At 41.7% G+C, this 13417-nt stretch carries 14 protein-coding genes and 1 riboswitch; of the genes, 13 read left to right on the forward strand and 1 reads right to left on the reverse strand.

What is annotated here, in order from left to right; genetic code table 11:
- Positions 1 to 135 precede the first annotated feature (135 nt).
- From ACZ9AO_RS03750 to ACZ9AO_RS03780, 7 genes are all read left to right on the forward strand, one after another.
- Positions 136 to 723, forward strand: a complete 588-nt coding sequence (locus tag ACZ9AO_RS03750; RefSeq protein WP_048689000.1) for a TetR/AcrR family transcriptional regulator — start codon at positions 136 to 138, stop codon at positions 721 to 723.
- A gap of 125 nt (positions 724 to 848) precedes the next feature.
- A complete protein-coding gene (locus ACZ9AO_RS03755; protein ID WP_476108511.1) occupies positions 849 to 1622 on the forward strand; it encodes an enoyl-CoA hydratase in 774 nt (257 codons plus the stop codon).
- A 122-nt stretch (positions 1623 to 1744) separates the two neighbouring features.
- Positions 1745 to 2518 carry an electron transfer flavoprotein subunit beta/FixA family protein gene (locus ACZ9AO_RS03760; protein ID WP_048689004.1) on the forward strand — a complete coding sequence of 258 codons (774 nt, stop codon included), beginning with the start codon at positions 1745 to 1747 and terminating at the stop codon, positions 2516 to 2518.
- 69 nt (positions 2519 to 2587) lie between these two features.
- Positions 2588 to 3565 carry an electron transfer flavoprotein subunit alpha/FixB family protein gene (locus ACZ9AO_RS03765; RefSeq protein ID WP_048689007.1) on the forward strand — a complete coding sequence of 326 codons (978 nt, stop codon included), beginning with the start codon at positions 2588 to 2590 and terminating at the stop codon, positions 3563 to 3565.
- 206 nt (positions 3566 to 3771) lie between these two features.
- Complete coding sequence (trxA, locus tag ACZ9AO_RS03770; protein WP_034308995.1) at positions 3772 to 4086, forward strand: thioredoxin; 315 nt, start codon at positions 3772 to 3774, stop codon at positions 4084 to 4086.
- A gap of 103 nt (positions 4087 to 4189) precedes the next feature.
- A complete protein-coding gene (gene uvrC, locus ACZ9AO_RS03775) occupies positions 4190 to 5962 on the forward strand; it encodes an excinuclease ABC subunit UvrC (protein ID WP_053535876.1) in 1773 nt (590 codons plus the stop codon).
- Positions 5963 to 6023: 61 nt separating this feature from the next.
- Positions 6024 to 6200, forward strand: a riboswitch (Lysine riboswitch).
- Positions 6201 to 6289: 89 nt separating this feature from the next.
- Complete coding sequence (locus ACZ9AO_RS03780; protein WP_048689012.1) at positions 6290 to 7522, forward strand: aspartate kinase; 1233 nt, start codon at positions 6290 to 6292, stop codon at positions 7520 to 7522.
- Between the two features lie 63 nt (positions 7523 to 7585).
- On the opposite strand, the gene ACZ9AO_RS03785 is transcribed toward ACZ9AO_RS03780, so the two are convergent.
- A complete protein-coding gene (locus ACZ9AO_RS03785) occupies positions 7586 to 8059 on the reverse strand; it encodes a YslB family protein (RefSeq protein ID WP_082196468.1) in 474 nt (157 codons plus the stop codon).
- A gap of 383 nt (positions 8060 to 8442) precedes the next feature.
- Here ACZ9AO_RS03785 and ACZ9AO_RS03790 point away from each other — a divergent pair, with 383 nt between their 5' ends.
- From ACZ9AO_RS03790 to ACZ9AO_RS03815, 6 genes are all read left to right on the forward strand, one after another.
- Entirely contained in the window at positions 8443 to 9051 is a 609-nt protein-coding gene (locus ACZ9AO_RS03790) for a succinate dehydrogenase cytochrome b558 subunit (protein WP_034308986.1), read from the forward strand.
- Between the two features lie 70 nt (positions 9052 to 9121).
- Entirely contained in the window at positions 9122 to 10873 is a 1752-nt protein-coding gene (sdhA, locus tag ACZ9AO_RS03795) for a succinate dehydrogenase flavoprotein subunit (protein WP_048689080.1), read from the forward strand.
- A 17-nt stretch (positions 10874 to 10890) separates the two neighbouring features.
- Positions 10891 to 11664, forward strand: a complete 774-nt coding sequence (gene sdhB, locus ACZ9AO_RS03800) for a succinate dehydrogenase iron-sulfur subunit (protein ID WP_048689018.1) — start codon at positions 10891 to 10893, stop codon at positions 11662 to 11664.
- Positions 11665 to 11930: 266 nt separating this feature from the next.
- On the forward strand, positions 11931 to 12395 hold the full coding sequence (locus ACZ9AO_RS03805) for an acyl-CoA thioesterase (protein WP_057276667.1): 465 nt from the start codon (positions 11931 to 11933) through the stop codon (positions 12393 to 12395).
- A 122-nt stretch (positions 12396 to 12517) separates the two neighbouring features.
- Positions 12518 to 12742, forward strand: coding sequence for a helix-turn-helix domain-containing protein (locus tag ACZ9AO_RS03810; protein WP_028392149.1), 225 nt, complete (start codon positions 12518 to 12520; stop codon positions 12740 to 12742).
- A 221-nt stretch (positions 12743 to 12963) separates the two neighbouring features.
- Positions 12964 to 13407 (forward strand): MarR family winged helix-turn-helix transcriptional regulator, encoded by a 444-nt coding sequence (locus ACZ9AO_RS03815; RefSeq protein ID WP_034308979.1) that lies wholly within the window; start codon positions 12964 to 12966, stop codon positions 13405 to 13407.
- Positions 13408 to 13417: the final 10 nt, after the last annotated feature.

The following is a 13417-nucleotide window of genomic DNA, read 5'->3' on the forward strand; positions in this document are numbered from 1 at the left end:
TGGATGGTGGCTGTACAATGGACAGAAGTGGAATGTAGAGATCCTTAAATAAGTTTTGCTTGACAGTAAAGGGGCATCATTTTATGATAGAAATATGAATGATGGTTCATTCATTTTTCTGAAAGGGGACATCCAGTGAAAAGCAACAGACCAAAGTATAATCAAATTATTGATGCGGCCGTTATTGTCATTGCCCAAAACGGTTACTATCAAGCCCAAGTATCCAAAATCGCCAAGCAGGCAGGCGTAGCGGATGGCACCATATATCTTTATTTTAAAAATAAAGAAGATATCTTAATATCATTATTCCATGAAAAGATGGGCTATTTTGTGGAACAGATCGAAGAAGAGATAAAAGGAAAGAGCACTGCTTCGGAAAAACTGCATGTGCTCATCCAAAAACATTTTAAAAACCTTTCAGAAGACGTGAATTTAGCAATTGTCACTCAGTTGGAATTAAGACAGTCGAATAAAGAATTGCGCCTTAGGATTAATGATGTGTTAAGAGGGTATTTAAATTTAATTGATCAGATCATTATAGAAGGAAAAGAGAACGGCGAATTCCTGCCTGATTTAAATAATTTACTTGCCAGGCAGATGATTTTTGGAACGATTGATGAAACTGTGACGACTTGGGTCATGAATGAGCAAAAGTATTCGCTTCCTGACCTTGCACCAGACGTTCACCGCCTGCTGATTGGCGGTTGTGGCCTAAAAAGTTAACGATTTAAATAGAGGATGGCTAGCCATCCTCGAAAGAATCGGTTAATTCTGCTTCTAGCTTTAACTGGAAGTGATACATATAGAATTTTCAAAAAAGTTTGACTAGCATGACTGGAGGGATTGATATGGAATATCTTAAGCTTTCTGTCGAAAATCATGTGGCTTTTATAACGATTGATCATGCACCAGCAAATGCACTTTCTTCGACTATCATCGGAGAGCTTTCACAGGCATTCGATCAAATTGAGAAAGACGAAGCCGTACGGGTTGTCCTTCTTCATGGTGAAGGAAGATTCTTCTCTGCAGGAGCGGACATTAAAGAGTTTACGGAAGTGAAAAATGGGAAAGCCTTCGAGAAGCTGACCAAGAATGGTCAATCTGTATTTGAGAAAATCGAATCTTTTCCAAAACCGGTCATTGCAGCCATCCATGGAGCGGCGCTTGGCGGAGGATTGGAGCTGGCTATGGCCTGCCACATCCGCTTAGTCACCGAAAGGGCTAAACTTGGTTTGCCTGAGCTGCAGTTGGGCTTAATCCCCGGGTTTGCTGGGACCCAACGTCTTCCCCGTTACGTAGGCATGGCAAAGGCAGCTGAAATGCTGTTTACAAGTGAACCGATTTCAGGCACCCAAGCTGTGCAATGCGGATTGGCGAATCATGCCTTCACGGATGAAGAACTGATTCCAAAAGCTAAGGATCTAGCCAATAAAATTGCCAAGAAGAGCCCACTGGCATTAAAGTCGGCCATTGAATTATTGAATTATTCCAAGCATGATTCCTACCATAAAGGTGTGGAAAGGGAAGCTGCCCTCTTTGGCCAGGCTTTCGATACTGCTGATGCACAAGAAGGAATCGCCGCTTTCATTGAAAAAAGGGAAGCTGTATTCAAAGGGAAATGATGTTTCGGTTTAAATAACTATTTTTATATATCATGCAGGATTTTGGTGAAATCTGTAGAACATTACTATATATCAATAAAATTCATAATCTTCAAAACTCAAATTATTCGGGAGGTATTATCGTGAACATTTATGTACTGCTGAAAAGAACATTTGATACAGAAGAAAAAATTACACTATCCAACGGGAAAATCAATGAGGATGGAGCAGAATTCATCATTAATCCATACGATGAGTATGCAGTAGAAGAAGCAATCCAGGTGCGTGATGCACAAGGCGGCGAAGTAACGGTTATTTCTGTCGGAACGGAAGAGGCTGAAAAGCAATTACGCACAGCGCTGGCAATGGGTGCTGACAAAGCTGTATTGATAAATATAGAAGACGACATAGAAAATGGCGACCAATTCACGACTGCCAAAATTATTGGCGAATACTTAAAAGATAAAAATGCCGATCTAATCATTGCAGGGAACGTTGCAATCGATGGCGGCTCCGGTCAAGTGGGACCACGCGTTGCCGAAATTTTGGAGATTCCTTATATTACAACCATTACTAAATTGGACATAGAAAATGGAAATGTAAGCGTTATCCGTGATGTCGAAGGGGACTCTGAAACGATCGAAGCCTCTCTTCCATTATTGGTGACAGCGCAACAAGGGCTAAATGAGCCACGTTATCCTTCATTGCCAGGAATCATGAAGGCAAAGAAAAAACCGCTTGAAGAATTGGAATTGGATGACCTGGATTTGGAAGAAGACGATGTTGAGGCCAAAACAAAAACGATTGAAATTTACCTTCCTGCTAAAAAAGAAGCTGGAAAAGTTTTGGACGGGGAAATCAGTGCTCAAGTTACCGAGCTTGTTCAGTTATTACGCAGTGAAGCAAAAGTGATTTAATCGAAACGGTACTTCTCAAAACAACAACACACGACAAAAAGAAAAATAGAGCACAGGAGGTTTTTATAAATGGCTAGAAAGTTTCTTGTATTGGGCGAAGTTCGTGATGGTTCACTAAGAAATGTATCATTTGAAGCTATCGGTGCGGCTAAGCTTGCTGCGGATGGCGGGGAAATCGTTGGTGTTTTAGTTGGTGACAGTGTTCAGAATTTCGGTAATGAATTGATCCAGTATGGTGCAGACCGGGTTATTGCAGTCGAAAATGATCAATTGAAACAATATACTTCAGATGGATATGCGCAAAGCTTGCTTGCCGTCATCGAGCAGGAAAAGCCGGAAGGGATTTTCTTTGGACATACGGCCTTAGGAAAAGACCTTGCCCCTAAATTGGCTGGAAAACTTGAATCAGGACTGATTTCCGACGTTACATCCATTGAAGAAGAAGGCGGAAATATCGTTTTCACCCGCCCGATATATTCTGGTAAAGCGTTTGAAAAGAAAATTGTTACAGCTGGCGTGATTTTCGCGACAATCCGTCCGAACAATATCGAACCATTAGCGAAAGATGAGTCCCGTTCTGGTGATGTTTCTACATTAAGTGTGGATATTAAGGACTTACGGACAATCATTAAGGATGTTGTTAGAAAAGCCAGTGAAGGGGTCGACCTTTCAGAAGCGAAAGTAATCATCGCGGGTGGCCGTGGCGTGAAAAGTGAAGATGGTTTTGAACCATTAAAGGAACTGGCACAGGTTCTTGGCGGAGCGGTAGGAGCTTCCCGAGGAGCATGTGATGCAGACTATTGCGATTACTCATTACAAATCGGGCAAACGGGTAAAGTCGTAACACCTGACCTTTATATCGCGTGCGGAATTTCCGGTGCGATCCAGCATTTAGCGGGAATGTCCAACTCCAAGGTTATCGTTGCCATCAATAAAGACCCGGAAGCTAACATATTCAATGTGGCTGATTATGGAATTGTCGGAGATCTTTTCGAAGTCGTTCCATTACTTACGGAAGAATTCAAAAAACTTAAAGTTAACGCGTAATAGAAATAATACAGATGAGGGGCAAGACATTCGGCATAAGCCGAAACATGTCTTGCCCCTTTATTTGCGCTAATGGGGAGGGTTTTTGGCCTGCATAATTACTCTTTTTTTGGACATCCTACCACTGAAGCAAAATATTAGCATCGATTTGAGCACAGTGGTATACTGTTTTTAGTTATTTGAGTAAATTTGAGGAGGAAATATATATGGCTATTGTAAATGCAACTGACCAAACTTTCACAACAGATACTAGCGAAGGTGTCGTTCTTGTAGACTTTTGGGCTCCATGGTGTGGACCTTGTAAAATGATCGCTCCTGTTCTTCAAGAGCTTGATACTGAAATTGGCGATACAGCAAAAATCGTAAAAGTGGATGTAGATGAAAACCAAGAAACAGCTGGAAAATTCGGTGTGATGAGCATCCCGACATTAATCGTCCTTAAAGACGGTGAAGTGGTCGATAAGGTTGTTGGTTTCCAACCTAAAGAAGCACTTGCTGAACTTATTGCAAAACACGCGTAATAGTAAGTTAGCTAAAAAAAGCTTCAAGTCTGCGGACTTGAAGCTTTTTTCGCTATCTTGATATATAATGATTGTAAAAATGGGAGAACAGGAGGCTGAATGCATGAATCAACAAATAAAGAATAAACTTGCCCTTCTTCCCGATCAACCTGGTTGTTATTTAATGAAAGATCGTCAGGGAACGATCATATATGTAGGCAAAGCGAAAGTGTTGAAAAATCGTGTCCGTTCTTATTTTACGGGATCTCATGATGGGAAAACATTTCGACTCGTGAACGAGATTGAGGATTTCGAATACATCGTCACCTCTTCCAATATCGAGGCTCTTATTTTAGAGTTGAACTTAATCAAAAAACATGACCCAAAATATAATGTCATGCTAAAGGATGATAAGACGTATCCTTTCATCAAGCTGACTGCGGAACGCCACCCGCGTCTAATCATTACGCGAAAAGTCAAAAAAGACAAAGGGAAATATTTCGGTCCTTATCCGAATGCATTTGCAGCTAACGAAACGAAAAAATTGCTCGACCGCATCTATCCCCTAAGAAAATGCAATACGTTACCGGATCGCGTTTGTCTCTACTATCACCTTGGCCAGTGCCTTGCCCCATGTGTATATGATGTAGAGGAACAGGAATATAAAAAAATGGTCGATGATATCAACCGGTTCTTGAACGGCGGGCATACTGAAATAAAAAAAGAACTGACTGAAAAAATGCTGGAGGCATCGGAAGAGCTCGATTTCGAGAGGGCCAAGGAGTTCCGTGACAAGATTGCCCACATCGATATTACGATGGAAAAGCAGAAAATGATGACGACCGATTTCATCGACAGGGATGTATTTGGCTTTGCCTATGATAAAGGCTGGATGTGCGTTCAGGTATTTTTTGTCCGGCAGGGTAAATTGATAGAAAGGGATGTTTCGCTTTTTCCGGTCTACGATGAACCGGAACAGGAACTTCTTACATTCCTCGGTCAGTTTTACGAGATTACGAACCACTTTAAACCAAAGGAAATCTTGCTGCCAGAATCTGTGGATGCCGAAATGGCCGAAGGGCTGCTTGGTGTCAAAACGATTCACCCGAAAAGGGGAGCGAAAAAAGACATGCTTAAATTGGCGAATAAAAATGCCTCCATCGCCCTTCAGGAAAAATTCTCTTTGATTGAAAGGGATGAAGAAAGAACGATCAATGCGGTGGAAAACCTCGGGAAACAACTGGGTATCTACACCCCGCATCGAATTGAAGCTTTTGATAACTCCAATATCCAGGGAAGTGACCCCGTTTCCGCTTTAGTCGTGTTCATTGATGGGAAGCCGGAAAAAAGAGAGTACCGCAAATATAAGATCAAGACGGTCCAGGGACCTGATGATTATGAATCGATGCGTGAAGTGGTCAGAAGAAGATATTCACGAGTATTGAAAGAAGGGCTGCCGCTTCCGGACTTGATCATCATTGATGGCGGAAAGGGACATGTCGAAGCAGTACGGGATATTCTGGAAAATGAATTAGGCTTGGATATTCCACTTTCAGGCCTCATTAAGGATGAAAAGCATAGAACCTCGCAATTGATGATCGGAAATCCGCTTGAACTTGTACCTCTTGATTCAAGGAGCCAGGAATTTTACCTATTGCAAAGAATTCAGGATGAAGTGCATCGGTTCGCGATTACGTTTCATCGCCAGCTACGCGGGAAAAATGCGGTTCACTCCCAGCTTGATGATATTCCAGGAGTCGGGGAAAAGCGAAGGAAGCAATTATTAAGGCATTTTGGATCATTGAAGAAAATCAAAGAGGCGACGGCCGAGGAAATCATGGAAGCTGGCATGCCAAAAGGGGTAGCCGAGGGAATCGTTAGAAAATTACAAGAATAATCTTGCTACCGATAAATCTCTATGCTATGATTAAAAGGAATTTTTAACTAGACAACTTAAAAGTGCTGATAGAGGTGCGGAATTCAAGAGTAAAAACCTGGAGAAGTATGAGCTTCCATGAAAGGTTTTGAAAGGGGACGCCGCCGAAGGAAGACAAGACTCATACCTTGTCCTCCTGGTCCGACATTTAAGAAATGGCGGATTGTCAGGGTTTATACCCTGGAGAGCTATCTCACTGTGATTACAGTATTAGGATATGTGACCACAGCAATGAGATATTTCTCATTGCTTTTTTTATTGCCTAAAAAGTAGAGAGGGTGCATGAGGATGGCATTAATCGTTCAAAAATTCGGCGGAACATCCGTCGGTAGCGTAGAAAAAATCAAAAATGTTGCCAATCGGGTAATCGAGGAAGCGGAGAATGGAAATGAGGTTGTCGTCGTTGTTTCAGCTATGGGGAAAACAACGGACCAATTGGTTTCCATGGCGCGTGATATTTCCGGATCCCCGAGCAAGAGGGAAATGGATATGCTTTTGACGACTGGGGAACAGGTAACGATTTCCCTGTTAACGATGGCATTGATTGAAGAAGGACATGAAGCCATTTCGTATACTGGCTGGCAGGCTGGCATGCAAACGGAATCCGTTCATGGGAATGCCCGGATTTTAAACATCGATGCCACGAGGATCCAAGCTCAGCTTCAGGAGAAGAAAATAGTGGTCGTAGCCGGTTTCCAGGGTAACGATGCAAATGGGGAAATCACTACCTTAGGGCGAGGCGGTTCCGATACGACGGCAGTTGCCATCGCTGCAGCGCTGAATGCGGATAGATGCGATATTTATACGGATGTAACGGGTGTTTTCACAACGGACCCACGCTACATAAAAGGCGCGCGAAAACTCCAATCCATTTCTTACGATGAAATGCTGGAACTTGCCAACCTGGGGGCGGGCGTCCTTCACCCAAGGGCTGTCGAATATGCAAAAAATTATCAAATTCCGCTTGAAGTACGTTCAAGCATGGAGAGAGAATCAGGTACGATCATAGAGGAGGAAGCAACTATGGAAGAAAACTTAATTGTACGCGGCATTGCTTTTGAAGACAGTATTACGAGAGTCACAATATATGGTTTGCCCCAATCACTTGGTGCTTTATCCACGATCTTCACCACACTTGCGAAAAACCGGATCAATGTGGACATCATCATTCAAAGCATGACTGCCGAGGATACGACGAATCTATCTTTTTCCACAAAAAGTGAAGATACGGAAGCGGCCTTGATCGTGCTGGAAAATAATAAAGAACAATTGGGGTTCGACCGAGTCGAAACGGAGAGCGGATTGGCCAAAGTTTCCATCGTCGGTTCTGGTATGGTATCCAATCCGGGAGTGGCTGCCGAAATGTTTGAAGTGATGGCCAATACAGGCATCCAGGTGAAAATGGTCAGCACATCGGAAATTAAAGTTTCGACCGTCGTCAATGAAAAGGAAATGGTGAAGGCGGTTGAATCCCTTCATGAAGCATTTAAACTTGGTCAGCATGCAAATGTGCTAGCTTAAGTGTCAGGAGTCCAATAAAAAACAGACTTCCGGTAAAAAGGGTAAGTCTGTTTTCAGGGCTCATTAGATTGGATCTCTGGGATCCCATTGGATGGTGAATATCACTTTTTTTGCGCGGCGTTTGATTTCTTCCGTTGATTCGCTGAGGAATTTTTTTTGCAGTGTAAACTGCTCGGCAAGGAAACCGGCTTCAAGTTGGAAGTGACAATCAGGGTGTAAATCCAAACGGCGGCTGATTATTTCACCTGTCAGGGATAATTCCATCTCGTGTTTCGTATATTTCAAGATTTCCAGATTGCCCCATCCAGCGCTTTGGAAAAATTCAATCACTTCCTGATCGCCATTCAATGGGAATTTTCTTGCTAATTGTTTACCTGCCCAATAGAGGATTTGATTAGAGTCTTTTCCGAGAATATCGTTCAATAGAACTTCTCTGATTAATTCGTATCCGAAAGCTGGAACTTGGAATTCTTCAGTTGTTTGAATTTCTTCAGTTTGAATCTCTTCTTCTATCGCAGCAGCAATATTTTTTTTCATAATTTATCGCCTCTTTCTGTAAATCTATTATAAACGTATTTCTTTTGCAAATTATACTGTTTTTTATTTATTTAAATCGCAATTGGAAAAAAATGAGAAATTATACCGGGATATTAATAGTTAAATTAGAAATTTCTTCAAAATATCATCTTGACAAACAAAAAATACCCAATATAATCCAATAAAATCTATTCTGAAAAAGAGATTTCTTGTATCCGTTTTCTTGACGCACATTGAAGTCAGGAGTAAAATGGACATGTCACATAATTGTAAAGGAAGTATAGAGGAGTTTTTTGACTCTATACTGTATTTTCACGCGGAGATAAAAGGGAGCCACCAGTTTATCTTTGCATGATTTTTCACAAATTAAGGGGGGGCACTTAGTGGCAAAAAATCGTGAGTTTGGGAATCGCAGGCTTCATTCACTTCTAGGAGTAATTCCAATTGGTCTATTCCTAATTTTTCATTTATCGGTAAACTTTATGGCAACAAAAGGAGAAGAAACTTTTAATGGGGCAGTTCATTTAATTGAGTATACGCCCGTGAAGATTTTGGTAGAGTGGGTCGTCATCTATCTACCGCTCATTTTCCATGCTGTGTACGGAATTTATATTGCCTTTACAGCAAAAAACAATTTAGGCAGATTTAGTTTCTTCCGTAACTGGATGTTCATGCTGCAACGCCTAACTGGAATCATAACGTTGATTTTCCTTGTTTGGCATATATGGGCAACTAGAATTCAAGCAGCTATGGGTGCTGAAGTTAACTTTGACATGATGGCAGAGATTTTCTCTAGTCCATTCATGATTGTGTTCTATATTGTTGGTATTATCTCGGCAATCTTCCACTTTGCTAATGGATTATGGTCATTTGCTGTGAGCTGGGGTCTTACAGTTTCACCAAGATCGCAAAGAATCATGACTTACTTTACATTGATCGTTTTCGTTCTTCTTTCTTATATCGGAATCAGCGCAATTTTCGCATTCGTATAAGAAGATAGAGTTCATTTATAAGAATTAGGAAAAACATAGCTTGGCTAATGGAAATAAGGGAGTGACAGAATTGGGTAAAGGTAAAATAGTTATCGTTGGTGGAGGTCTAGCTGGATTAATGGCTACGATCAAAGCAGCAGAGCTGGGACAACAGGTTGATTTATTTTCTTTAGTGCCTGTTAAACGCTCTCACTCAGTTTGTGCCCAAGGCGGAATAAACGGGGCAGTAAATACAAAAGGTGAAGGGGATTCTCCATATATCCACTTCGACGATACAGTTTATGGCGGAGATTTCTTGGCTAACCAACCGCCGGTTAAAGCGATGTGCGAAGCAGCACCATCGATCATTCATATGTTTGACCGTATGGGTGTTATGTTCAACCGTACTCCGGAAGGTCTTCTTGATTTCCGTCGTTTCGGTGGTACTCAACATAGCCGTACAGCATTCGCTGGTGCAACAACTGGTCAGCAATTACTTTACGCATTGGACGAGCAGGTTCGCCGTTATGAAGTTGAAGGCCTTGTAACGAAATATGAAGGCTGGGAATTCCTTGGAGCTGTTATCGATGATGAGCAAACAGCACGCGGTATCGTAGCACAAAACCTGACTTCAATGGAAATCAAATCATTCCCTGGAGACGCAGTCATCATGGCGAGCGGCGGCCCTGGAATCATTTTCGGTAAATCAACGAACTCAATGATCAATACAGGCTCAGCAGCTTCCATCGTTTATCAGCAAGGTGTTAATTATGCTAATGGTGAGTTCATTCAAATTCACCCGACAGCAATCCCTGGCGATGACAAACTTCGTCTAATGAGTGAATCCGCTCGTGGTGAAGGTGGACGTATCTGGACATATAAAGACGGGAAACCTTGGTATTTCCTTGAAGAAAAATACCCTGCTTATGGTAATCTAGTACCTCGTGATATCGCGACTCGTGAAATCTTCGACGTATGTATGAACATGAAGCTTGGCATTAATGGTGAAAACATGGTTTACCTGGATCTATCACATAAAGATCCTAAATTACTTGATATTAAACTTGGCGGAATCATTGAAATCTACGAGAAATTCATGGGTGAAGATCCTCGTAAAGTTCCAATGAAAATTTTCCCTGCCGTTCACTATTCTATGGGCGGACTTTGGGTTGATTATGACCAAATGACTAACATCAAAGGTTTATTCGCTGCAGGTGAGTGCGATTATTCACAACATGGCGGTAACCGTCTTGGTGCCAACTCACTTCTTTCTGCAATCTATGGTGGTTCAGTCGCTGGACCGAACGCCGTTAAATATATTGAAGGCCTTGCTAAAACTTCAGAATCCATTCCTTCTTCATTGTATGAAGGGTACGAAAAACAAGAACAAGAGAAATGGAATGAAGTCATGTCTCTTGATGGTAACGAAAATGCGTACGTCCTTCACAAAGAACTTGGTGAGTGGATGACACAGCATGTTACTGTAGTTCGTTACAATGACAAGCTGAAAGAAACGGATAACAAGATTCTTGAGCTGATGGAACGTTACAAGAAAATTAACATCAATGACACGGCTAAATGGAGTAACCAAGGAGCTGCATTCACTAGACAGCTGCAAAACATGATGCAATTGGCTCGTGTAATCACAATTGGTGCATTAAACCGTGACGAAAGCCGCGGAGCGCATTACAAACCTGATTTCCCAGAACGTAATGATGAGGAATTCATGAAAACTACTATGGCAACATTCAAAGGCTTGGATCAAGCACCTGAATTCCATTATGAAGACATAGATGTATCACTGATCGCACCGCGTAAACGTGACTACACTACGAAACACTAAAGAGGGGGAGCAAAAAAATGGTTGAAACTAAATCTGAGACTAAAACAGTCCGTTTTATAATCACTCGTCAAGATACACCGGATTCAGCTCCTTATGATGAGGAATTCGAATTAGCGTACCGTCCGAATATGAACGTAATTTCCGCCCTAATGGAAATTCGTCGTAATCCAGTAACGGTACAAGGCAAGCACACTACAGCAATCGCATGGGACATGAACTGTCTTGAAGAGGTATGTGGTGCTTGTTCAATGGTTATCAATGGTAAACCAAGACAATCATGTACAGCTCTTATCGATCAATTGGAGCAGCCGGTTCGTCTAGCACCAATGCGTACATTCCCTGTTGTTCGTGACCTGCAGGTCGATCGCAGCCGTATGTTCGACTCATTGAAAAAGGTAAAAGCATGGATTCCAATCGATGGAACGTACAACCTTGGACCAGGACCGCGTATGCCAGAAAAGAAACGTCAATGGGCTTACGAGTTATCTAAATGTATGACTTGCGGTGTTTGTTTGGAAGCTTGTCCGAACGTAAACAGCAATTCAGACTTCATGGGGCCACAACCATTATCACAAGTTCGTTTATTCAACGCACATCCAACTGGTGCAATGAACAAAGCTGAACGTTTAAATACGATCATGGGTGATGGAGGACTTGCAAACTGCGGTAACTCACAAAACTGCGTGCAGTCTTGCCCTAAAGGCATTCCATTAACGACTTCGATTGCAGCGTTGAACCGTGATACTACGATCCAACAATTCCGTAACTTCTTCGGCAGTGATGAAGTTTAATAATGAACAAGAAAGAACCTGTATCTTATGATATGGGTTCTTTTTTTGTCCTTGTTTTACATACGCAGACTTGGTTGGGAATCGAGAGAATCATAAACGATTGATAACTGGGGTTGAAGTGTAAATCCGGCACCAGGCCAACTGTGAAGGATTTGTGAAGTGAGCTTGATAATTTACCCTGCTTTCAATAGAAAATCCTTTTCATAATCGTTGTTTTCTTATAAAATGAGTGAATAGTCATTCAATTCAGAAAGGGTGTGCACAAGTTGGGCAAAATATCATATATCGATAATATTACGGAGTGGATCAATGATTTTTCTTTTAAACATGAGATTAAGATCCGCTTTTCGGAAACTGATATGTTTGGGCACTTGAATAACACGATTCCTTTTACTTATTTTGAGGAAGCTCGGATTGAGTATTTCAACAGTATGGGGTTCATGAAGGATTGGACCTCGGCTGAATGCGGTGAGATGCCGGTTGTTGCCAATTTACAGTGTGATTACCTTAAGCAGATGTTTTTCAATGATCAATTGACAATCCATGTGAAAGCTGACCATATCGGAAATTCTTCAGTGGACCTACACTATATGGGGACTAAACAAGATGGTTCAATTTGTTTAACGGGCAGGGGGACGATTGTGCAAGTATCCAAGGCCACTGGGAAGCCGGTACCTTGGACGGAAGACATGAAGCGTTCGATGCTGTATACTGTGCTGGAACATTCCTAAAAATATTTCCATTTAGACAAGTAAAAGAGTCACTCCATTGCCCCAGCCGACATACTATATCTTGACTAAATAGACACCCACTCCGGGTTTTATGCTGGTGAAGGCAAGGAGGGTAACATTACTTGAAGGAGAACGAATTCACTCATAAGCCATTACTCACCAAAAGAGAAAAAGAAGTATTTGAGTTACTAGTACAAGACAAAACAACAAAAGAAATCGCAGGTGAATTGTTTATTAGCGAAAAAACAGTTCGAAACCATATTTCGAATGCGATGCAGAAGCTTGGAGTTAAAGGACGTTCGCAGGCAGTCATAGAACTCCTTCGTATGGGAGAACTTAAGCTTTAATGTGTTAACTCTTAATACGTAAGCCTTATAAATAATTTCTCTCCCGTTCATTGGCAGCATATAAGGAAGGGCAAAACAATTTGGTTGTTTTGACTTCTTTGGATGCTGCTTATTTTTATGGCGGGGTTTCATTATGATTCCAGTCAATCAATCTTGAAAATCATTTCACTTTCATCCAAAATGGTAGTATGATAAGTTTCATGAAGTGGGGAGCTGTGTTTATGGATGAAGAGAAGCAGGCGGCATATGTAGCCGATATCGAGAAGGAATTGCGCTATGTATCGTCATGGCTTAAGCAAAGGGGAAGAGAAATTCTCCATGATTATAAAATTACCATTCCTCAATTCGTGGCTTTGCAATGGCTTTTTGAATCAGGGGACATGACGATTGGCGAATTGTCCACGAAGATGTTTCTCGCCTTCAGTACAACGACGGACCTGATTGACCGCATGGAGAAACATCAGCTTGTCCAGCGTGTCAGGGATGAAAAGGATCGGCGTGTGGTTCGAATTCACCTTCTTGAAGAAGGCGAACGGATAATCGAAGAAGTGATTAATAAACGGAGGCAGTACTTGAGTGGCGTGTTAGTCAATTTTAACGAATCTGACATCATGTCCCTCAAAGGGATTCTAGTAAAACTACATCAAGAAATGAAAGAAAAATGAGGCGAGTTTT

Source organism: Peribacillus sp. TE19612, assembly GCF_056279465.1.